We start from the raw sequence: 20,874 nt of genomic DNA, 5'->3' as shown, positions 1-20,874 counted from the left end.
TCAATAGACCCGAATCTTCTTAGCCAGAACCTTTTTCCAACTGTCCTCTAAACATTCAATCTCAAGCCACGGCTCAATAATCTCGGCGTCAAACTTTTCTTTTGAATTAGATAACTGCCAGAGTGTCTCAAGCGTAGCAAACGGGTAGGGACGCTCGACCAAGTACACGGGCACATCCGCCTGAATCATACCATCACGCACCACTTGAAAATACCAGCCTGAGATGCCTTGTTTGCTGATCCATGCCGCGATATTGGGCACTTTGGTAAAGTGACCGATTTGGTCGTTGATTTTGTAGCAGGGGCGGCGTGGCTGGACGATGCGCAGTTGCACGCTGTCCGCGCCGTTAATGTGATCATCGCCATACTGCCCACCATATTGATAAACATCGCCGATACAGACATTCGATTCGTCCATATCAGGCATACCCTCGATGGCTTCGGTGGTGAGGTTTTCGCCGAGTGTGCCGATGCGCACGGTTAAGTCAAACTGCTCATTGATGCGTGCATAGGTGGCTGTTGGCATTTGATGCACGGCTTTGAGTGGGCCACCATGATGCTTACGGTCGGCTTGCTCGTCAGTGGTCAATCCCATAAAGTTAACGGTGACAGGCGCTGCAATGGGCGCTTTGTCAATGGCGCTCATTTCTTCGCGAGTGAATGGCATGGCTTTGCCTGCGCGGACGCAGATTAAGTTGGCGACGTGCATGGGCAGGGTGGGCGACTGGCTGGCAGACATGAGCGTTCCTTATTCACAGCAGGATAAAAAGGCAAGAGACAAGACAACCGTTGTCTAATCGGTAGCTTGATGATAGCAATCTATGGGTAGATTATCTATTTAATCAGGCACTATCATGGCGCGCATACCCACATATCGGCACAAAAACAGACCAGAATACATTTCTGGTCTGTTTACCATGCGGCAAAAATGCATTGGCTCATTTATGAATGAGTTTTTTATATTTGGCAGGCGTTATTTGTAAAATAGCGTTGAACTCATTATTTAAATGCGACTGATCAGTAAAACCACATTCAAGCGCCAGTTGTGCCAAGCTAAGCTTTGGGTTCTCTTTGATAAGTTGTCTGGCTTGTCTGACTCGGTAAATGCGGGAGAGGTGTTTTGCCGTGATGCCACAGGTGCTTTTTACGTAACGCTCTAACTGACGTTTACCTTTTGGACTATTGTCATAGGCGGTATTGAGCGGGGTAAGATTGATGACTTTATGAATGAACTGCTGTGTTTGCTCAATAGTATGATGAGATGCTTTTGGCGCATTGAGGTACGCCGATAGCAAGTCAATGAATGAATCCAAATGAGCGTTTTGATCAAGCGCTTGCGCGATCTTGGTAAGGGTTGTGGGCGCAACGAGCGCGTGTTTCACCTTTTGTAGATGGGCAAGTCCTGCAGGCTTAAATCTGATCCCGCAAAAAACGGTGCCACTGGTAAACGTTATTTTTTTTGATTGTGTTGATATGGTCTGCATAAAGTAGGGCGGTTGCAATCTGTTTCCTGCCAAGTCAAGCTGACCTGAAATTAAAAATATAATCCCTGTCGCACCGTCGCAGGGGAGCCAGCTCTCCCCTGAAAACGGCGCATGAGCAAACCAAATGGCTTGGATATAGTGAGCGATATCGCCTGTTGGATGATAAAGCTCAAGCAACAGTTTATCGTTCATTAAATTCGACGGTAGGTTTAAACATTTTGACCATACGGTTCCAACTATTTATAGCATTAATGGCCACGGTTAGCGTCACTAAACTGTGGGGATCGAACACCTCAGTAAGCGCGAGATAAAAGTCATCATCAATGTCTTGTGATAGGGTCAGTTTTTCGCAAAGTGCTAATGCTGCACGTTCTTGATCATTATACAGAGGCGCATCTTGCCATGCACTAAGGGCAATAATTCGGTTAATGGTTTCGCCGTATGCGAGTGCTTGTGCACTATGCATCGCCAAGCAATAAGCGCACTTATTTAACTGCGACGCTCTTAATTTTACCAGCTCCCAAATGATTAACCCAAAGCTTGACTCTACCTTTTTTTTGATTGGGGCTTCTTGGTTCACCAAGTAGTTAACGAGCTCAGGCTCGATAGTATAGTAATTTGCTCTTTTCATAGTCGCTCCTAATGGATAAATAACTATAAATAAGTATATTGGCGCATCAGTAACAATAATTGGAAAAAATCGACTTTTTATCTTGTTATAGTCAGTTCGATATATTAAGGGTTATAGTTGATTCTAAATAAAACAGAGACATGATATGCCAACGCTGAACTGGTATAAGTTTTTTTTTCTTGCTTGCTGTGCCTTCGCAGACAGAGGCTACGAAAAAATTATTCCAGTCCCGCTGTATCGTCTTTATACTGAACTCACTATACGTACGACTGGTATAAACTTTTCTTGCGTGCTGCTAACACAGCGGCTGCGAAAAATTCATCCCAGTCGCATTGTCTCGGTGCTAAAGTAAATCGACTATATACTACTTTTATAAGCCCATTCATTTACGCTTACATTCAAAATTCATAGATGACAGCGCATCATAGCTGCTGATTATCACCAGCACGCCCAAATATCGGCACAAAAAAAGACCAGATAAATAATCTGGTCTTTTTGGGTTGTACACATTGCTTGCTGGATTAAGGCTGGTGACGGCGGCCTGCTTTTTTCTCACGCGGGGTTGCCACCAACTCAGCGAGGCTTTCTGACGATGACCATAGGCCTTCTAGGTCATAAAATTCGCGTGCTTGCGGGGTCATGACGTGGACGACAACCGCGCCAAGATCGATTAGCGTCCAATCAGAATCGATACCGCCTTCACGGCCAAGTGGCATAAAGCCAGATTGTTTGGCTTCTGCACCAACGCTGTCGGCAAGGGCGCGTACGTGACGCTTTGAGGTACCATCAGCGATGACGATACGTTCCATCACGTCAGTTAGGTCTTCGACATTGAGTACGGTGATGTTTTTGGCTTTCATATCTTCTAGCGTGGTGTTAATGAGTGCTAAACACTCATTCAGTCGTTCGTTACTCATGGTATTGATCATAAATGTTGGTCTCTTACATCGTTAGCAAAAATAAAGGGATACATGGTCATTGGATGGCTGTTCACCTTATGAGTGTCGATAGGTGCTGGACATCATGACGATAATAAGTCGATTTTAACGGAATTGAGCCGCAGAATATAGCTGATGGGCGATAATATATTGATAAACCGTAGGATTCAGTAACGGTAGCATGCGGGTTTGGGCGGATGTCGTCGTACTGGGCAGTGCCAGTAACTGCTGACGGATATCGGTGCTCGATACTGCCATCACTGGGCGCGGGTCGATATAAATGCGTCCTTTGGTGTGGGTTTTCAAGGGGGTGATGGTCTTGTCAGTATGGTTGGTAGGCGGCGCTTTAGGTGCGGTCAGCGCATTGACGCTATCGATCACTTGCTTTGGTAGCGGCGCTGGCAGCTCATCACGCAGCTGATCGATCTCAAGCGTACTGAGCAAACGCGGTACTGGGCTGGCAGGTGTGGTGACTGGCTCAGCAGTGATCGGTTCAGCGCCTGCCATATGCGCGATGTGCTCACTGCGGCTAAACATCCACAAATGGACATAGTCGGTCAGTTGCAAACCATCTTTCCAGCGTGCCAGTGTGCGCGCGCTGTCCATACCCATGATAAAGATTAAGCTGTCCTCTGGGTGCCGCTGGCGTAGCAAACGCATACTATCAATGCTGTAGACAGGCGGTGTTTGCCACAGCTCAAGCTCACAAATCTGTAGCGGCGTTTGCGCGATGGCCAGTTGTAGCATGGCAAAGCGGTGAGCAGCGTCAGTGCTTTGGTCTTTAAACGGTGAGCGCGCATTGGGCAGAAGTGATACCTGTAGTTTGCGCTGCTGTTGCTGTGCGATGGGCAAAAGGCTGTGATAAACGTGCATTGCCATCTGAATGTGACCATCATGAATGGGGTCAAAAGAGCCGCCAAGATAGGCTCGAATGGCAGGCTGGGAAGGGCCCTCTACGCGCTGCTGATCAGGGCTGGCATCAGCACTCACTTTTGTGCTGGCAAGTGACGCTTGGTGGTCTGTCGAGTGGGAGGCGGAGGGCTGTGGTGGCATAAGACTCATGATGATACGGCAATAATAAAAGACAATGACAAAAGGCGGTGATCAAATGCTGAGGGCGTAGACATACGGCTGGCACGACAATGCTTTATATCAGCGCATAGACCTAGTCCCGCCATCATAGCACATGGCATCAGCAAAAATGCCAATAGCCACAGACAAAGTGGCCTTTTTAGCAGACCAAATAGACCCATATACAAAAAAACCGCGCATCACTCAGTGATACGCGGCAGCGAGCATAGCAATCAGACTGTGCGGCTTTAAATGGCGTCGCTTTCGGCTTGAATCGCAGTCAAGGCGATGGTGTAGATGATGTCATCAACCAGTGCGCCGCGCGACAAGTCATTCACAGGCTTGTTAAGACCTTGTAGCATGGGGCCAACGCTGATGACATTGGCACTGCGCTGCACGGCCTTGTAGGTGGTGTTACCCGTGTTAAGGTCAGGGAAGATAAACACGTTGGCTTGACCCGCAACAGGAGAGTCAGGCGCTTTTTGTTTGCCCACACTCATGACAGACGCCGCATCGTATTGTAGCGGCCCATCGACTGCAAGGTTCGGTGCGCGTTCACGGACGATTTCGGTGGCGCGCGTGACTTTTTCGACATCTGCGCCCGCACCTGATGAGCCAGTTGAGTAGCTGATCATGGCCACTTTGGGATCAATCCCAAAGGCCGCCGCCGACTGCGCTGATTGAATGGCAATCTCAGCCAGCTCTTCTGCGCTGGGGTCAGGGTTGATCGCGCAGTCACCGTAGACCACTACTTGCTCAGGCAGCAGCATAAAGAACACTGACGACACAAGCGAATACTGCGGTGCGGTTTTGATCAGCTGAAAAGCGGGGCGTACCGTGTTGGCCGTGGTATGGATAGCACCAGAGACCAGACCATCGACCTCATCCATCTGTAGCATGATGGTGCCAAGAAATACGGTGTCTTTGAGCTGCTCAGCGGCGACCAGCTCCGTGGTTTTACCGTTACGGCGTGCCACCACAGCAGCGATATACTTGTCCATATCTAAGGTATCAGGATCTAAAATTTGCAAGCCTTCAGGCAACGTCAAATCACGGTTCTTGGCCACTTGCTCAACCTCGCTGCGCGGCGCAAGCAAGATGCAGTCGGCGATACCGCGGCTTTGACAAATACAAGCCGCCTCAACAGTACGCGGCTCAGCACCTTCTGGTAGGACAATACGTTTTTTGGCATTTTGGGCTTTTTTAACCACCTGATGGCGAAAGGCAGATGGTGACAGACGCGGCTGATAACCTGTACTGAAGTAATCTTTAATCCAGCTCAAATCAAGATGCGCGGCCACATAGCGGGTCACTTCTTGGGCGCGGTCGATGTCATCACTTGGAATCTCAGCACTCATATGCATGAGGTTTTGCACGGTCTCATAGCTGTCAGTCTCTACGCTCATCACAGGAATACCTGTCTTGAGTGCCGACTGCCACAGCTCAGTCACCGTATCATTAGGCGAAACACCGCCAGTCAACACAAGGCCTGCGAGTGGAATACCGTTGATACAAGCCAGCGCTGCCGCCAAAAGCAAATCGTCACGATCCCCTGGTACCACAATCAAGGTGCCACGTTTAAAGACCTCGTCAACGCGGGCCACTGAACGCGCAGTTAGACTGATATTATTGATGCGGCGTGCTTTTGCTTCGCCAATATTGAGCCACGTGGCATCCAGCTCAGAGGCGATGTCCCACGTACGCGGTACGGATAACGAGTTACTAAATGGTACAACGCCAATCAGACGGAATTGATCGGTATAAAAATGCGGAGAGAAACGCTGTACTTCTTGCATAAAGCCTTCATCTAAACTGACCACCGCTTCTCCAGGGGCCACAGGCTGCGTCTCAAAGGTGTTGGGCACATCATGAACTCGCATCAAGATGCAGCCAAGCGTACGATCGCTGGCAATCCCGCCAAACTCACGCGCATGCACATCAAGCTTATCAGCAAAATACGCAGGTTTGCTGGTATCAACAGTGCTGACAAAAATGACTTTGGCATCCAACGCATGAGCAATCGCGCGGTTGACTTGTGACGCATAAGAGGCTTCAGTGGTCGGCACCAAGCCCTCACAGATCACCACATCGCAATCATCGCCGATGGTATGGTAGTTGACGATCACCTCTTCCATCAAGTCATCAAGATTGCCATCACCAATCATGCGCTCAACGCGCTGGCGGCTGATCGATTGTGGCGGGGTTAAGTTAAATGCATGCATGGTCAGTGCACTGGAGCTATCTAGGCTGTTTTGTTTGTCCAGCGTATCGTCTTGCAAAAAGGGCTTTATAAAGCCGGCTTTGATGCCGTTATAGTCAAAGGCGCGAATCAGACCGAGGGCGGCGGAGGTTACGCCGATACCGCGGCTAATGGGAACCAATAAAATAGTTTGCATGGTGTATCCTACAATTACCGTTTGTGAATCATGTCATCAAGAGGGGTAATACTACAGAGGTATTATATCTCTAGCGCTTGGCGTGTCTCTTGTGCGATTTGGTACTCTTCATCGGTTGGAATGACCCACAGCTCAAGCTTGCTATCGGGCGTATGAAAGCTGCCTTCATTGCCGCCTACGAGTGCCTGATTGTCATCTTGGTCAAAGTTAATATTAAAATGACGCATGACGTCCAAAATCCGTGCCCGCGTGGATGCCGAATTTTCGCCAATCCCGCCAGTAAAGATAATCCCCGTCAGCTCAGGTAGAGCACAGGTGAGCGACGCCAAATACTTGCCCACACGGTAACAGAACATCTCAATCGCCAACTGCGCATCTGTATGGCCTTCGTTGGCAGCCTGCTCGATAGTACGTAAGTCATTGGACAATCCTGAAATACCAAGCAAGCCGCTTTTGTGATTGAGCATATCACTGGTTTCTTCCAAGGTGATCCCAAGCTTACGTTTGAGATGAATGTGCAAGCTGGGGTCAACATCACCGCTACGTGTGCCCATCATCAAGCCCTCAAGCGGTGTGAGCCCCATGCTGGTATCTAAGCTTTTACCATCATAAATGGCCGCCACGGAGCAACCGTTGCCCAAATGTGCCGTTAGCCAGCCATGTGGGCCGCTGCTCTCTATCAGTTTACTGCCGCGATCTGAAACGTAGGCGTGTGAAGTACCGTGAAAGCCGTAGCGACGGATTTTTTCTTCTTCATATAGTGCTTTTGGGATGGGGTAGCGATACGCTACAGGGGGCATGGTTTGGTGAAAGGCCGTATCAAACACCACCACCTGCGGAATCTCAGGATAAATGGCTTCGACGGCTTCGATACCCAGTGCATTGGCACCGTTATGTAGTGGTGCCAAGATTTTGAGACGTTTGACCTCTTCGATGACGTGTTTGTCTACGCGTGCTGCTTCTGAAAACTCGCGACCCCCATGAACCACGCGGTGACCCACCGCAATAAAGTGATATTGCTCAAGCAAGGCCAGAATTTTTTGTAGTGCCAGCTGATGTTGACCGCCAGGAATGGTGATTTCAAGCTTTTCACCATTCAAGGTGGTGTGCTTGATACGGGCGGTGTCCAATCCCAAGTTTTCGGCAAGTCCTGTGATGCGGGTGGCATTGTCTTCGCTGATAAGGGCATATTTGATAGAAGATGAGCCGCAGTTGAGTACCAAGGTGGGGTTAATCAGCTTTGACTTGCCTACATTGCGATCACTAAACGTGGGTTTGCTTACATTGTCATTCATGCTCTGTCCTTAGATGTTTTTATAAGAGGCGTGAATCATAGCGGATTCACACAGGTAGAACAAACAGAAACCAGCCCACGCCCGTTTGGCTTTATTAACCCTAGAGAGGTCAAAAGCACAATGTAAAAAACAAGGGAGCTAATAAGTATCGGTTATCTGCAGCGTCAGGTTGTGTTGACGAGTATAATCATCAGACAACAATCAAGCGCCAGTAACGCCAAACCTATAAGTAGTAGGGTCTGGATACTAGAGTATCGGCGATTAGCCATATACCTCACTCACTATAAGGTTTTATATTATGTTTCGTCAAGTGTAAGTCCTATGGATCATGAGTCAATTTGGTTGATGCTATAAAGGCAGAACATGTCTCAAACCAAATTGTAAGCAAATTTGTCAAATATTGTTCGGCTATGTTTTGGTTGCGTTTTAGCTGCATTTTGGCTGCATTTGGATTGGGATCTTGCCATATCAGACAATATGATCGCGCCCTCATGACATGGTGTATCTTTCACAAAATTATCTGCTAAATCCACTTTTGAGGGCGCACAGTTCTAGAGCGTGTCCCTAATTCAAACATTTATCACTAAATGGGCTAAAAATGGCTAAATCTTTGCCAAACAGCGGGTCAATATCTCGATATTGTCTGTACTATTTTCCTTATTTGCCTGCGACTTATCTCATTTTTATCACCATTTTTAAAATAGGGACACACCCTAGTGATTAATGCTATGATTGAGGCGATACGCCTGATGGCTGTGTTTGACAGTGCTTGATGGATCAGTATGGCTGCCAGCCCCTTGTATGTTAGGGCGTCAGTCAGTAGCCCACGTTTTGGTGGCTTTTTTTTGTCCCCTTATTTTGTAAGGCTGTTTATGGTTATGATCATGCCCATGATACGCGCAACTGCGCGCCGCCACTTATCCTCATTGGGCAGCGTGGCTGTTTGTACGTTGCTGTTTGGCAGCACCGCGCTGTTTGGCTTGACAGGCTGCGGTCAAAAAGGTGCGTTGGTACTGCCCAAACAAGACAGCCAGTCGATGGTGGCAACCGAGCCTACAAGCACTGCTTATCCGCAAGATGCAGCCTTTGAACGGGTCGATGATGATGCTTATCGAAGAGCACGCTATCTTGAGCAGCAGGCGCTGCTGGCCGAGATTGAAGCAGACTCAAACGACTATTAATCCGCCCGACCACGAACCCAAACCTCATTAACAAATGACTGCATGTCTGATGCCTTGGTCATTGAGCCTGAATGACTTAACACTGATAACTTGATTGAATTAGAGAGTAGACTATGAGTAATTGTGAGCAACACACTGTCAGCACGCAAACCGAGCATGGGTTATATATTGATGCCGTGACACTTAGCAAACATCTGCCTGCACTTGATTACCGAAATGGTGCGCTGTACATCGAAGATGTGAGCGTCAATGAGCTGGCTGAGCGCTACGACACGCCTTGCTACGTGTACTCGCAGCAAGCCATATTGGATGCGTATCAGGCTTATAATGATAGTTTTGCTGCTATTGACCATCAGGTTTGTTATGCGGTCAAGGCCAACTCCAATCTTGCAGTATTGGGTGTTTTGGCACAGGCAGGTGCTGGGTTCGATATCGTCTCACGTGGTGAGTTCATGCGGGTGTTGGCCGCAGGTGGTGAGGCCAGCCGCGTGGTCTTTTCAGGCGTGGGCAAAACCCGTGACGATATCGCTTATGCGCTTGAGCAAGGCATTGGCTGTTTTAACGTTGAGTCGATCAGTGAGCTTACGCTGATCAATGATGTGGCCGCGCAGTTGGATAAGCGTGCCCCCATCTCATTACGCGTCAATCCTGACGTGGATGCCAAGACCCATCCTTACATCTCAACAGGGATGAAAGACAACAAATTTGGTATCGTTCATGACAAGGCCGTCGCTGTCTATGAGCAGGCTGCCACGCTATCACATATTGATATCACTGGTATCGACTGCCATATTGGCTCTCAGCTGACCGAGGTTGCGCCATTTATTGCGGCACTGGACAAACTGATTGAGCTGATCCAAAACCTAAAAGACAAAGGCATTACATTAAAGCATGTGGACTTGGGTGGCGGCCTAGGCGTGCGTTATATTGACGAAACCCCAGTGAGTGTCGGCGAATTTGCGGATGCCTTGCTGCCAAAATTAACAGAGCTTGGTTTGACGGTGTTTCTTGAGCCAGGTCGCAGCATGGTCGCCAACGCAGGGCTGCTGTTGACCACAGTCAACGTGCTCAAGCCGACCGAGTACAAAAACTTTGCCATCGTCGATGCTGCGATGAATGATCTGATTCGTCCAGCGCTATATCAAGCGCAAATGGCTGTGATTCCAAGCGTATTGCCCAGTGACGGTCTCAATACTGACGGTACAGCAGCGTGGGATATCGTTGGCGCGATTTGTGAGACCAGTGACTTTTTGGCAAAAGACCGCCTGCTCAGCTTAGCGGTGGGTGATGTACTAGCAGTGACAGGTGCAGGCGCTTATGGCTTTAACATGAGCAGCAACTATAATACTCGTCCGCGCGCTTGTGAGATCATGGTGGCCGCTGATCAACATCAACTGGTTGGCAAGCGTGAGACGGTCGAAGAATTGTACGCCCGTGAGTGCTTGTGGCAAGGCTGATCTGGTACTAGAGCGCGCCGACGCGGATAAAAAAGCCCACTAGGTCTGATAAAAAAGCTAACTGATAAAAAGCGCCCACTGTTGTCATAACGGTGGGTTTTTTATGGCCTGCATTTAGTTGATAGTTGTCCAATAATACGCCAACTTCTGACGCTGATGATTATCATTGCAACATACAGCATGCTACTATAACGCATACATAAAAATAGGATAGGACGTAAGGATATGTTAATAGAATTTACGAAGATGCACGGTCTGGGTAATGATTTTATGGTCATCGATTTGGTGACGCAGCGCCTTGAGCTGACCAAAGAGTTGGTAGAGCTGCTGGGTGATCGTCATTTGGGTATTGGCTTTGATCAGATGCTGGTAGTGGAGCCGCCCATGCGCCCTGATGTGGACTTTAGCTATCGTATTTTTAACACCGATGGTACCGAGGTCGAGCAGTGCGGCAATGGGGCGCGTTGTTTTGCGCGTTTTGTGCAAGCACGCAAATTGTCATTCAAGCAGCGTCTACGTGTCGAAACGGCCAGCGGCATTATCACCTTGACCACCGATCGTTACGGCTGGGTTGAGGTAGATATGGGCAAACCGAAGTTCGATCCTGACGAGATTCCGTTTACCCCAAAAGCCATCACCAAAATCCAAAACACCTATCATATGAATGTGGCAGGCACGCCCGTGCAGCTGTATGTCGCCAACATGGGCAACCCACATGCGGTACTCAAAGTCGATGACGTGCTTGACGCTGATGTCGATACGCTGGGCAAAGCCATTGAGTCACACCCTGCCTTTCCTGATCGCGTCAATGTCGGCTTTATGCAAGTGATGAATCAGCGTCATATCCGTCTGCGCGTTTATGAGCGCGGCGTGGGTGAGACGCAAGCATGTGGTACGGGTGCTTGTGCGGCGGTGGCAGTAGGCATCCGTGAAGGGTGGCTCGATGAAGGCGCTGACGTGCGCGCGCAGTTGTACGGTGGCAGCATGATGGTGCGCTGGCAGCCAGGCTATTCGGTGATGATGACTGGGCCAACCGCATTTGTCTATGAAGGCGTATTCAGTCCTGATGGTTTGATGGCGCAGGCTGGTATCAAACCACACACCGATAGCGAGCATTAAGTCACGAATGTGACCATGCACGCCTCAAGGTCGCTGACAAAATGACAGTAAGGAGCGCTGATGCAAAAAAAGACGGCAACAGAAGCGGATGCGCAGCTACAAGCGTTACTGGTGCCTGTACAGCGCTGGCTTGCCGCACTCGCTCTGCGTCAGCATTCAGCACATACGCTGGCCGCTTATCGTGCAGGTGTGCATCCATTGGCCCTGTTTTTGTGCGGTAAGGGACTGACGTGGACCCGTTGTGATAAGCGGCAGCTGGCACAGCACATCGGTCAGCGTTTGGATGAGGACAAGCTGGCGCTGGCCAGTATGCAGCAAGAGCTGTCTGCTATTCGCCACTTTTATGGCTGGCTGATCGATGAGCAGATCGCCCGCGTCAATCCCACCACAGGCTACAAGCTCAAACGTAGCCCAAGACCGCTACCCAGCATTGCTGATGTGGACTTGCTCACCCAGTTGTTGGATCAAGACACACCTGATACGCCAGCGCAGGCACGGCTATGGCTGCGCGATAAAGCAATGTTTGAGCTGCTTTATGGTAGCGGGCTTAGGGTGGGTGAGTTGGTGGCGCTGGATATGGCGGATGTGGATTTGTCGCTTGGACGTGTGCGGGTGACAGGTAAAGGCAACAAAACGCGCCTTGTCCCTATAGGCACAGCGGCGGTAACGGCGATCAATTGCTATTTGCCGTATCGGCAACTGTGGGTGAAGGGGGAGGATAACGCTTTATTTATCAGTGAAAAATTGGGCACACGCTTATCGACGCGCGCCGTGCAGCAGCGCCTAAAAGTCGCTGCCAAGCGTGCAGGCATCGCCCAAAATCTCTATCCGCATTTGCTGCGGCATTGCTTTGCCTCACACATGCTCTCAGGTAGCGGTGATTTGCGTGCAGTGCAAGAGATGCTGGGGCATAGTGATATCAGGACTACCCAAATCTATACCCACGTCGATTTTGCCCAACTCACTCACGTTTATGACAGTGCTCATCCGCGTGCTACTCGCAATGTTCAGTAGCGCACATATTAAGACCAGCTGGTCTTAATATGTGCGGCGGTGTTGTTTTTTCGCTGGCTTTCGCGCTTAAGCCAGTCGATGACAGTGAAACGTGGGCAACTGCTCGCGCGCTTTGGCTTGCGCGGCGCCATCAAAATCTGCAAGTACCAGATGATAGCCTGCTGCTGCTGCCGTACCCTCAAGCGCGCTGTGCTCATAATGACTGACGATCTTGCCATCATGATTGCTGATGGCGGTATGTCCCCACGTTTGGCGCGTATCGCCTTTTTTATAATGATGTTCGCCACCTTGCGCTGCCCCAATCACCATACATTGGCTATCCAGCGCTCGTGCTTGTAGCAACAGTGACCAATGCGTCTGTCCTGTGAGGTAAGTAAAGGCAGCGGGAGCGCTTAGCATATCCGCCCCCGCTTGACGCAAGCGCTGGGCGAGGGCAGGGAAACGCAAATCAAAACAAACCATCATACCCAACTGATAGGTCACCGCGTCAAGGGCAATGGGCGCCACTACCGTTTGGGTGCCCGGCTCAAAGGTTGCCGCTTCATTATAACTGCCCTGCTTGTCGGCAACGGTCGCCGTAAACAGGTGTATTTTGTCGTAGCGTGCCACCTGTGTGCCATCAGGGGCAAACAGCTGGCTGACTTGACGCAAGCGACCATCAGGGACAATAACCCCATCGGGACGGTACGGGCAGGGCAGTGAGCCGACCAGGACATGTACAGCTTGTGCCTGCGCCGCTCTGGCAAGCTCAGCAGAGAGCGCCTCAAACTGCTCAGCGGTCGCAAACTGCTCGCCCATGCTGCAGCAATTTTCGGGGAGTACCACAAGCTGTGCGCCTTGGCGCTTGGCATCTGCAATCGCTGCGTTGATGGTTGCCAGATTGGCCGCTTGATCTTGCTGGCTGTTTAGTTGGACAGCGGCGACGCGCAGTTGATGACTCATAATTTTCCTCGATAATCTGAATAATGGCAGTGATTAGCATACGATTTGTCTTCAATCTAGGTGCTTTAGCGTTCACTATCTGCCGTGATAAGATTGCTGCTGCTTGCCTTGTTGCGACAAGATATAAATTATCATAGCAACATTGCAGCAAAAAATGCTATCGTCATGTCCTGATAAGCAGCAGACTGATAACAAGTTTGTACAAAAAAAGCAATGTTGCCTCAAAATAATAAGCGCCTGTTACGCACAACTAAGGTGCAGCAGAACCATCATCACAATGGAGTGTAATAACGTCGCCATGAGTATGTCGTTTGGATTGGCCGCCACCCTCAGCACCTCGCAGAAGCTGACCCCGCAGATGCAGCAAGCCATTAAGCTGTTGCAATTGTCTAGTCTTGAGCTGGCGCAAGAAGTGCAAGCAAAACTGGACAGCAATCCGTTGCTTGAGCGTGTGGAAGATGACGAGGGCTATGATGCACCCATAGAGGTAGAGACAGATTTAACGCTTGAGGCGTGGAACCGTGAAGTCTCAGTGGCCAGCACAGAGAGCAGCAGTAGCGCCGCTCAGGAGACGACATATGAGGACAGCAGTGACGCCGTGTTAGATAGCCTCGACAAGCTGCAGCAAACTGGCGTGGACACCGAGGCAACAGACACCGAGCAAAGCGACTTTGACAGCGACACATTTGATAGCAGCAGTTACTCGCAGACCACATCGGCAGCCAGTGGCATGGATCCAGATGAGTTTGACAGCTATCAGGGCGCGACCTGCGCTTGTATTCAAGACCATGTGCGCTGGCAGCTGAACTTTAAGCGGTTATCCGAGACCGATATTTTGATTGCCGATTATCTCATTGACTCAATGAACGATATGGGCTTTGTACAGCTTGACGTTGATGAATTACTGCGCAGCTTTGAGACCATGGCCAGTTTTTATCAGTGGGAAACGCATGTCGAGCGTGAGGAAATCGTCGCGGTACTGCGCATTATCCAGTCTTGTGACCCACTGGGTGTTGGCGCGCGTAACCTAAGCGAGTGTCTCGCCATTCAGCTGGCCAAACTGGATACAAACACCCCTTATCTGGCAGAAGCGCAAGCGCTACTGTCCGCCACCGAGCATTTGGTCAGCAATAACATTAAGGCATTGACCGAGCAAACAGGTCTTGTCCTCTCACAAATTACCCCAGCGCTTGATGTGCTACGTAGCCTAAACCCTGCCCCAGGGCTCGCTTTTGAGCGGCAGCAGCCCGATCATATGCAGCAGCCTGACAGCTATGACATCCCTGACGTGCTGGTATCACCGATACGCCAGCAGGCGGGTGATAACGAGGTAGAAGAGGGCTGGCATGTGCGCCTAAACCCCGACACTTTGCCCAAACTGCGTGTCAATCAAGAATACGCCAATTTGGTCAAGCGCGGTGATGATAGCCCAGACAACCAATATCTGCGCGAAAATCTCACCGATGCGCGCCTATTTATCCGCAGCATTGAAGAGCGAAATCAAAACCTATTGCGTGTCGCCACCAGTATTGTGCGCCGTCAACAGGCTTTTTTGCAGCAAGGGGCAACCGCGATGCAGCCTTTGATTTTAAAGGATATTGCTGAGGAGTTGGAGCTGCACGAGTCCACCGTCTCACGCTTGACCACCAGCAAAAGTATCTTGACCCCGCAAGGCTTGTTTTCTCTCAAGCACTTCTTTTCATCCCATGTCAGCAGTAGTGACGGCGATATTTCATCAACTGCCATCAGTGCCATGATCAAGACGCTGATTACTGAAGAAAATCCCAAAAAGCCGCTTTCTGACAGTCGCATTCAAGCACACCTGCTGGCTGATGGTATTGATATCGCCCGCCGCACCGTCGCCAAATATCGCGAGGCCATGAACATTGGCTCCTCGACGCAGCGCAAACAAAAATATTAGCCCATCGTTTACTGTCGCGTTGACTGATTGAACAAGGTCTATGGCCTTGCTCAATAAGCGGTGCTGTCTGTGGTAATGATTTGTGAATAAAAAATAAAAATTCCTGATTATATATATTTCTGCAAAGAACAGAAGTCATGTTTACATTTGTTTACAATATACTGTATTGCCAGCTGCGCCTTTTCATGACAAATTAGAGACACATCAATAGCAAACGCCAAGCAGTTGATAACTGGTAGTACCGCATAACGACAATATAAAAATCAGAGTTTATCAGACGAATGTGGCGCTATTGATAAGGTCAGGTGACAAGCCTAGGATTGCAGTTCACCTGTTAAGTAAGAGTAATAACTATAAGGACAAAAATATGAATGTTTCTATCAGTGGTCACCATATCAGCGTTACCGATGCCATGGACTCAGCAGTCCGTGAGAAGCTTTCTAAAGTAGAGCGTCATTTTGATCAGATACAAAGTATTCAAGTAATTTTGTCACTAGACAATAGCGGCGCCAGTGACGGCGGTAAGAAGAGCCATAAGGCCGAAGCCATCATGCGCGTATCAGGTCAAGAAATGTTCGTTCAAGCCTGCGACGATGATATGTATAAAGCCATTAATGAAATGGCTGACAAACTTGATAGACAAGTACGCAAATACAAAACCCGTCAAGAGCGCAAAAAAGTACGTAGTGGCGCCCGTTTCGAAGAAATGGACATGGCAGACGATGCACCAGTACCCTCATAAGCACAGTATGTAGATTTTTTCGCTAGGTGGTCATCTGTATGGTCAATGAGTATATATTTATCCTTGATGAGACAAACGATCACCTAATTTCCAATAACCCACAACTGATAAGGACGTATATATTAAAAAGATAAAAGATGTACCGCAGCTGCTGTTATCGCATCACTATCTGATAACAGCGTCCATTAACCAACAGTTAGGGGATTAAAAAGTACACCAGTTAAACCAAACAAGAACCATTTCATTAACCAACTGACAAATGTGTGATTAAATCGTATTTTCCATTAACCAACATTATTGATCAAAATGCAGTTAACCAAACAAAAAAGACCTCAGTATTTGAGGTCTTTTTTTGTTTTACCCGATACCAGCCGCCTAACCGCCGCCAACCGCCTGTACCACTTCGATATTCATCCCATCTATGATGAGCAGTTGCGCAAGCTCGCTTTTGGGTATCAGCTCGCCATCGATTTCGACCGCATAGCGGCCTTTACTGAGGCCCAATTCGTTAATAACCAGCTGCACTGTTTGGTGGGTGGTTTGCAGGGTTCTGCCGTTGACGTTGATCGTACTCATAACTGCTCTTCCTTAATTATTCAAGTCTATTTGTCCATTATAGACAGCGTGTCGTTTGGTTTATTTTGGTTTAACTGGGCAGTGACCCTGCGCGAAAGGCGGTAACGGCCAGCCATAGCCAACCGGCTATCATCAACACGCCACCGATCGGGGTGATCGCACCAAACCAGCGCGGTGCGCCCAGTGTCATGGCAAAAAGACTGCCCGCGAAGATCAGTACCCCAACTTGTAATAACCATGCCGTCAGTGCGCTGGTATAGCCCAGTCGTATTAATATGCCAACCAATAACAGCCCAAGTGCATGGATGAACAAATATAACGTTGCCGTATGCCACCATTCAAGCTGTTGCACACTGACCATGGCTTTTAAGCCGTGCGCACCAAAAGCGCCGAGCGCCACTGCAATCGCCAGATTGAGCGCTGCGATACCAATCCAATTCATCAGAAGCCTACTTTTAATTGCTGAGTTGCCAAACAAAACCACCACTTTTATCCATCATGCGACAGCGTTAATCTTTATTGTACATCATCAGGCAAGATGACACTGTCGATGGTCATGGCTTCACGGATCTTATCCATGGCGTTTTTCTCGATCTGACGTACTCGCTCGGCGGAAATGGAATATACGGCGGCCAACTCATGCAAGGTTGATTTTTGCTCAGCCAACCAGCGCTGCTCAACAATGTCTCGTGACCGGTCATCTAACGTTCCCATCGCTGCAATCAAAGCAGAGGAGTTGTTTTCTTCCCAGTCGGACTCTTCAACCATCTCGGCAGGATCAATACCGTCTTCCAAAAACAGCTGCGGGGCATAGCGACCATCGTCATCATCACTTGATTGGGTCTCAAACGACGCATCATATGAGGTCAAGCGTGATTCCATCTCCAGCACTTGCTTGCGTGTGACGTTGAGGTCTTTGGCAATGGCATCGGCTTCCTCAATGGTCAGCTGATTATTGGTTTTTTTTAGGCTGCGCAGGTTAAAAAACAATTTGCGGTGCGCCTTGGTGGTCGCAACTTTGACAATACGCCAGTTACGAATCACAAACTCATGAATCTCCGCTTTGATCCAATGAACTGCAAAAGACACCAAACGCACGCCTTTATTGGGATCAAAGCGTTTGACCGCTTTCATCAAGCCCAAATTGCCCTCTTGAATCAAGTCCGCTTGCGGCAGACCATAACCTGAATAACTGCGGGCAATATGAATCACAAAGCGCAAATGTGACATCACCAGCAGTCTGGCGGCTTCGACATCGCCGTCATCGTAATAACGGTGCGCCAGTTCTTGCTCTTGGGTCGGCGTTAAAATAGGAATTTGGTGAACGGTATTGATATACGCGCCAAGGTTGACCCCTGGTGCAGACAGATGCGTGGGCATGGCAGGCACCAAATCACGGGTACGCATGTCACCAAGGGTACTGGCATCGTAGGGAGGGCGCTTGGCTGCGGCATCAAGCGCTGCCGTACGTGCCGCATTGGTATCGGTTACCGCGTCGTCAGTGTCGGGCACACTCGGCGCGCTGTCCGAATCAGTAGAAATAGTAGCCATATCTTTGACCTTGATCAAATAAGTGAACAAATACACAGATGAAATATTATTATTATCTTAATTGTAAAGGATAGCGTCGATCAGTTGCTATCGGTTTTGGTAATGATGAAGTGAAATATTGTATCGGATACCTGTGCTGGGCTGTCAGGCATCTCAGGTGTTTTGGTTGCCTCGGTTGCTTGGTTGACTGTGAGCTGCAATGTATCAGCGCTGCCTATTTTATGAGTTTGTTGACAAAAGGCATGGATATCGGCGCGCGAGTTGGGATCAGTGGTGAGCACATAAAGCGACTCACCAGCTGCGATAGTACGTAGCGCGACTTTGGTTTTTAGCAGCGGCATGGGGCAGGCAAGACCACGCCCATCAACCAGACCACGTAGGATGAGCGCAGATTTGATATGCTCACTTGTGTTGTCTACTAGGCGCGCGCATGCTACGGGCAGCAAGGCCAAATGCGCGTTCATCGCAATTTGTACCGCATCAGGTAAGGTCGTGTCGACAGCCACATAATAAGGTGAAGACGTGATAGCAGGTGAAGCGTGATCAGCTGACATAGATGAATACCTTACGATAAAAATAAAACTTGTAGCGTGCGTATCAGCGAGCTGTCACAGCACTATGCTGACTAAGATAGAAGCGACACACGACGCGATAATCAAGCCCCTTATTATAACAAATCTTGCCCCAATCATGATGGCTCATTATCAACGGTAGGCGCAATTAAGTGTGCAATGTTGCACGAAGGTGACACCTGCTTAGACATTGGTAGTGCACAGAAGATGGGCATTGACGCTGCCAAGCCAAGCTCGTATAGTCGAAGTCAGCTCTATTTTTTGTTTTGATATCATCAGTATAGGATACCGCTGTGCGCCTGCCCACTCGTTTAATTTCGTTTCATGTTGCCAATAAGGCTGCTGTGTCTCTGGCTCGGCCACGCCATGTGCGTTTGCTGATGTGCAGTGCGATGGTCAGTGGTATGGCCAGCTATAGTCACGCCTTACCATTGTCTGCAAGCGCTGATCCCTATACTCATTCAAGCTCGCCGTATGGCTCGTGGCAACAGCATGATGCTAAAGATTTATCATTGCCCAGTCTACAAGGGCAGGGACTGAGCTTTGCCGATCAATACCAAAACAAGCTGATGGGCGAATGGGCGCTACAAAATCTCAACGGCCACATCAACATGGAGCATGACCCATGGATCAATGAGACGCTCAAAGAGATGACGTGGCGGCTCAATGCCCAAGCCCGTCAGCAAGCCCCGCTGGCACTGGTCATTATCGACAACCCCAGTATCAATGCCTTTGCCGCGCCAGGTGGGGTAATCGGTCTCAATACAGGTACCATCTTAGCCGCCAGTAGCATGGATGAGCTGGCCAGTGTGGTGGCGCACGAAGTGGCGCACGTCAGTCAGCGCCATTATGAGCATGGTGCCGACGAGCGCCGCCAAGCCATGATGATGCAAATCGGCGGGATGCTGGCAGCCATTGCTGCCTCTGCCGTCGATGGTGATGCCGCGGCTGCTGTGATGATGGGCAGCCAGACCGCCGCTATGAACAGCAGCATGGCGTTTAGTCGCAGTAACGAGCGTGAAGCTGACCGCGTGGGTATGCAAATCATGACCCAAGCAGGCTATGATCCGCGTGCCATGCCACGGTTTTTTGCGACCATGAATCAACAAAACCAGCTCAACCAAGTTAACAACCAGTTTTTACCCAGCTTTGTACGCTCGCATCCACTCAGTAGTGAGCGCTTAAGTGATGCTCAAAGTCGGGCGCAGCGTTTTGCGACGTTGCCGCTCAGCCAGCAGCAGCGCCATCAAGCCTTGTTTGATCTACTTTACTGGCGCGTACAGGTCACGGGCAAAAACGTGTCACACACGGCGCTTACTGCTGCTGCCAAAAACAGTATCGGTGCCAAAATGGCACTGATGTCATGGTATGCTCAGCATCAGCGCTTTGCAGATGCCACTGATATTATGGCTGAGATTGAGGCACTGCCTAGCGCAAAACGTCAAGCACTTGAGCCGCTACTGTCTATCACACGCAGCCAAGTACTTAGTGAACAAAACAAATGGACAGAGGCGGCCGAGATACTCGCACGTCAGCAGCGCCTATATCCTGAGCGCCGTGACCTACGATTGTATTTATCAGACGCGTTGACCAACAGCAACCAACCGACCAAAGCACAAGCGCTACTCAAACCGCTCACCCAGCAGCAGCACAGTGATCGCTATGCGTGGCAGGGCTTGCAATTGGCCAATGAAAAAATCGCCAAAACCACGGATATGCCGCAGCTGGCCAATATCGCCACTATCAATGCGCTGCGCTATCGCAGCCAAGACCAGCTGTGGAACGGCCGCTATGACGCCGCGCTCACCTCATTGACACAGGCCAAGCAGCTGACGGAGCAACTGCAGGCGCAAAGCCAAAGCAGCAGCGCCAGACCACTGCTTGCCAGTATCGCCAAAGAAATTGCAGACGTAAAAACCGCCAAAGACTATAAGCCTTAGGCGGTTGATACGCATACGAGCGCAGCTCTAGCGGGGTTATGACAA

The 20,874-nt window shown here is 49.5% G+C and carries 19 protein-coding genes; 7 read left to right on the top strand and 12 right to left on the bottom strand.

The genetic code is table 11. From position 1 onward, the window contains the following. The 7 genes from ACFI32_RS01325 to ACFI32_RS01295 form a co-directional block, all read right to left on the bottom strand. Nucleotides 1-738 (bottom strand): MOSC domain-containing protein, encoded by a 738-nt coding sequence (locus ACFI32_RS01325; protein WP_462624686.1) that lies wholly within the window; start codon nucleotides 736-738, stop codon nucleotides 1-3. Nucleotides 739-937: 199 nt separating this feature from the next. Further along, nucleotides 938-1,675, bottom strand: coding sequence for an AraC family transcriptional regulator (locus ACFI32_RS01320; protein WP_462624685.1), 738 nt, complete (start codon nucleotides 1,673-1,675; stop codon nucleotides 938-940). Continuing rightward, nucleotides 1,665-2,114 carry a carboxymuconolactone decarboxylase family protein gene (locus tag ACFI32_RS01315; RefSeq protein WP_462624684.1) on the bottom strand — a complete coding sequence of 150 codons (450 nt, stop codon included), beginning with the start codon at nucleotides 2,112-2,114 and terminating at the stop codon, nucleotides 1,665-1,667. Before ACFI32_RS01315 ends, ACFI32_RS01320 begins: the two co-directional genes overlap by 11 nt. 521 nt (nucleotides 2,115-2,635) lie before the next feature. Further along, nucleotides 2,636-3,031, bottom strand: a complete 396-nt coding sequence (gene rsfS, locus ACFI32_RS01310; protein ID WP_462624683.1) for a ribosome silencing factor — start codon at nucleotides 3,029-3,031, stop codon at nucleotides 2,636-2,638. 126 nt (nucleotides 3,032-3,157) lie between these two features. Beyond that, nucleotides 3,158-4,105 (bottom strand): nicotinate-nicotinamide nucleotide adenylyltransferase, encoded by a 948-nt coding sequence (locus tag ACFI32_RS01305; protein WP_462624682.1) that lies wholly within the window; start codon nucleotides 4,103-4,105, stop codon nucleotides 3,158-3,160. A gap of 266 nt (nucleotides 4,106-4,371) precedes the next feature. Continuing rightward, entirely contained in the window at nucleotides 4,372-6,519 is a 2,148-nt protein-coding gene (pta, locus tag ACFI32_RS01300) for a phosphate acetyltransferase (RefSeq protein WP_462624681.1), read from the bottom strand. A gap of 62 nt (nucleotides 6,520-6,581) precedes the next feature. Further along, on the bottom strand, nucleotides 6,582-7,814 hold the full coding sequence (locus ACFI32_RS01295) for an acetate/propionate family kinase (protein WP_462624679.1): 1,233 nt from the start codon (nucleotides 7,812-7,814) through the stop codon (nucleotides 6,582-6,584). 890 nt (nucleotides 7,815-8,704) lie between these two features. On the opposite strand from ACFI32_RS01295, the gene ACFI32_RS01290 reads away from it, so the two are divergent. From ACFI32_RS01290 to ACFI32_RS01275, 4 genes are all read left to right on the top strand, one after another. Then, nucleotides 8,705-8,995, top strand: coding sequence for an LptM family lipoprotein (locus tag ACFI32_RS01290; RefSeq protein ID WP_462624678.1), 291 nt, complete (start codon nucleotides 8,705-8,707; stop codon nucleotides 8,993-8,995). A 113-nt stretch (nucleotides 8,996-9,108) separates the two neighbouring features. Further along, on the top strand, nucleotides 9,109-10,452 hold the full coding sequence (gene lysA, locus ACFI32_RS01285) for a diaminopimelate decarboxylase (protein WP_462624677.1): 1,344 nt from the start codon (nucleotides 9,109-9,111) through the stop codon (nucleotides 10,450-10,452). Between the two features lie 225 nt (nucleotides 10,453-10,677). Further along, nucleotides 10,678-11,571 carry a diaminopimelate epimerase gene (gene dapF / locus ACFI32_RS01280; RefSeq protein WP_462624676.1) on the top strand — a complete coding sequence of 298 codons (894 nt, stop codon included), beginning with the start codon at nucleotides 10,678-10,680 and terminating at the stop codon, nucleotides 11,569-11,571. Between the two features lie 60 nt (nucleotides 11,572-11,631). Then, nucleotides 11,632-12,585: a tyrosine recombinase XerC gene (locus ACFI32_RS01275; RefSeq protein ID WP_462624675.1), complete on the top strand. Its 954-nt coding sequence runs from the start codon at nucleotides 11,632-11,634 to the stop codon at nucleotides 12,583-12,585. A 66-nt stretch (nucleotides 12,586-12,651) separates the two neighbouring features. Here ACFI32_RS01275 and ACFI32_RS01270 read toward each other — a convergent pair whose 3' ends face one another. After that, complete coding sequence (locus ACFI32_RS01270) at nucleotides 12,652-13,527, bottom strand: nitrilase-related carbon-nitrogen hydrolase (RefSeq protein ID WP_462624674.1); 876 nt, start codon at nucleotides 13,525-13,527, stop codon at nucleotides 12,652-12,654. A 298-nt stretch (nucleotides 13,528-13,825) separates the two neighbouring features. Between ACFI32_RS01270 and rpoN the strand changes: the two genes are divergently transcribed. Then, the gene (gene rpoN / locus ACFI32_RS01265; protein ID WP_462624673.1) at nucleotides 13,826-15,448 is read left to right on the top strand and encodes an RNA polymerase factor sigma-54; all 1,623 of its coding nucleotides are present in this window, start codon (nucleotides 13,826-13,828) and stop codon (nucleotides 15,446-15,448) included. A gap of 367 nt (nucleotides 15,449-15,815) precedes the next feature. Then, complete coding sequence (gene hpf / locus ACFI32_RS01260; RefSeq protein ID WP_462624672.1) at nucleotides 15,816-16,190, top strand: ribosome hibernation-promoting factor, HPF/YfiA family; 375 nt, start codon at nucleotides 15,816-15,818, stop codon at nucleotides 16,188-16,190. Nucleotides 16,191-16,565: 375 nt separating this feature from the next. Here hpf and thiS read toward each other — a convergent pair whose 3' ends face one another. The 4 genes from thiS to ACFI32_RS01240 form a co-directional block, all read right to left on the bottom strand. Beyond that, complete coding sequence (thiS, locus tag ACFI32_RS01255) at nucleotides 16,566-16,766, bottom strand: sulfur carrier protein ThiS (RefSeq protein ID WP_462624671.1); 201 nt, start codon at nucleotides 16,764-16,766, stop codon at nucleotides 16,566-16,568. Between the two features lie 70 nt (nucleotides 16,767-16,836). Further along, entirely contained in the window at nucleotides 16,837-17,208 is a 372-nt protein-coding gene (locus tag ACFI32_RS01250) for a DUF423 domain-containing protein (protein ID WP_462624670.1), read from the bottom strand. Between the two features lie 74 nt (nucleotides 17,209-17,282). After that, nucleotides 17,283-18,173, bottom strand: a complete 891-nt coding sequence (gene rpoH, locus ACFI32_RS01245) for an RNA polymerase sigma factor RpoH (RefSeq protein WP_462624826.1) — start codon at nucleotides 18,171-18,173, stop codon at nucleotides 17,283-17,285. 224 nt (nucleotides 18,174-18,397) lie between these two features. Next, a complete protein-coding gene (locus ACFI32_RS01240) occupies nucleotides 18,398-18,871 on the bottom strand; it encodes a sulfurtransferase TusA family protein (protein WP_462624669.1) in 474 nt (157 codons plus the stop codon). A gap of 311 nt (nucleotides 18,872-19,182) precedes the next feature. Between ACFI32_RS01240 and ACFI32_RS01235 the strand changes: the two genes are divergently transcribed. After that, entirely contained in the window at nucleotides 19,183-20,829 is a 1,647-nt protein-coding gene (locus ACFI32_RS01235) for a M48 family metalloprotease (protein ID WP_462624668.1), read from the top strand. Nucleotides 20,830-20,874 lie beyond the last annotated feature (45 nt).

The sequence above is a fragment of the Psychrobacter sp. PSi21 genome, from assembly GCF_054960615.1.
The sequence above is the reverse complement of the archived record's forward strand: the minus strand, read 5'-3'. Positions and strand labels throughout refer to the sequence as shown.

Excerpts from the sequence above, each read along its gene's own strand:
- ACFI32_RS01325 (WP_462624686.1), bottom strand. The coding sequence starts at position 738 with ATGTCTGCCAGCCAGTCGCCCACCCTGCCCATGCACGTCGCCAACTTA.
- ACFI32_RS01320 (WP_462624685.1), bottom strand. The coding sequence starts at position 1,675 with ATGAACGATAAACTGTTGCTTGAGCTTTATCATCCAACAGGCGATATC.
- ACFI32_RS01315 (WP_462624684.1), bottom strand. The coding sequence starts at position 2,114 with ATGAAAAGAGCAAATTACTATACTATCGAGCCTGAGCTCGTTAACTAC.
- rsfS (WP_462624683.1), bottom strand. The coding sequence starts at position 3,031 with ATGAGTAACGAACGACTGAATGAGTGTTTAGCACTCATTAACACCACG.
- ACFI32_RS01305 (WP_462624682.1), bottom strand. The coding sequence starts at position 4,105 with ATGCCACCACAGCCCTCCGCCTCCCACTCGACAGACCACCAAGCGTCA.
- pta (WP_462624681.1), bottom strand. The coding sequence starts at position 6,519 with ATGCAAACTATTTTATTGGTTCCCATTAGCCGCGGTATCGGCGTAACC.
- ACFI32_RS01295 (WP_462624679.1), bottom strand. The coding sequence starts at position 7,814 with ATGAATGACAATGTAAGCAAACCCACGTTTAGTGATCGCAATGTAGGC.
- ACFI32_RS01290 (WP_462624678.1), top strand. The coding sequence starts at position 8,705 with ATGATACGCGCAACTGCGCGCCGCCACTTATCCTCATTGGGCAGCGTG.
- lysA (WP_462624677.1), top strand. The coding sequence starts at position 9,109 with ATGAGTAATTGTGAGCAACACACTGTCAGCACGCAAACCGAGCATGGG.
- dapF (WP_462624676.1), top strand. The coding sequence starts at position 10,678 with ATGTTAATAGAATTTACGAAGATGCACGGTCTGGGTAATGATTTTATG.
- ACFI32_RS01275 (WP_462624675.1), top strand. The coding sequence starts at position 11,632 with ATGCAAAAAAAGACGGCAACAGAAGCGGATGCGCAGCTACAAGCGTTA.
- ACFI32_RS01270 (WP_462624674.1), bottom strand. The coding sequence starts at position 13,527 with ATGAGTCATCAACTGCGCGTCGCCGCTGTCCAACTAAACAGCCAGCAA.
- rpoN (WP_462624673.1), top strand. The coding sequence starts at position 13,826 with ATGAGTATGTCGTTTGGATTGGCCGCCACCCTCAGCACCTCGCAGAAG.
- hpf (WP_462624672.1), top strand. The coding sequence starts at position 15,816 with ATGAATGTTTCTATCAGTGGTCACCATATCAGCGTTACCGATGCCATG.
- thiS (WP_462624671.1), bottom strand. The coding sequence starts at position 16,766 with ATGAGTACGATCAACGTCAACGGCAGAACCCTGCAAACCACCCACCAA.
- ACFI32_RS01250 (WP_462624670.1), bottom strand. The coding sequence starts at position 17,208 with ATGAATTGGATTGGTATCGCAGCGCTCAATCTGGCGATTGCAGTGGCG.
- rpoH (WP_462624826.1), bottom strand. The coding sequence starts at position 18,173 with ATGCGTACCCGTGATTTGGTGCCTGCCATGCCCACGCATCTGTCTGCA.
- ACFI32_RS01240 (WP_462624669.1), bottom strand. The coding sequence starts at position 18,871 with ATGTCAGCTGATCACGCTTCACCTGCTATCACGTCTTCACCTTATTAT.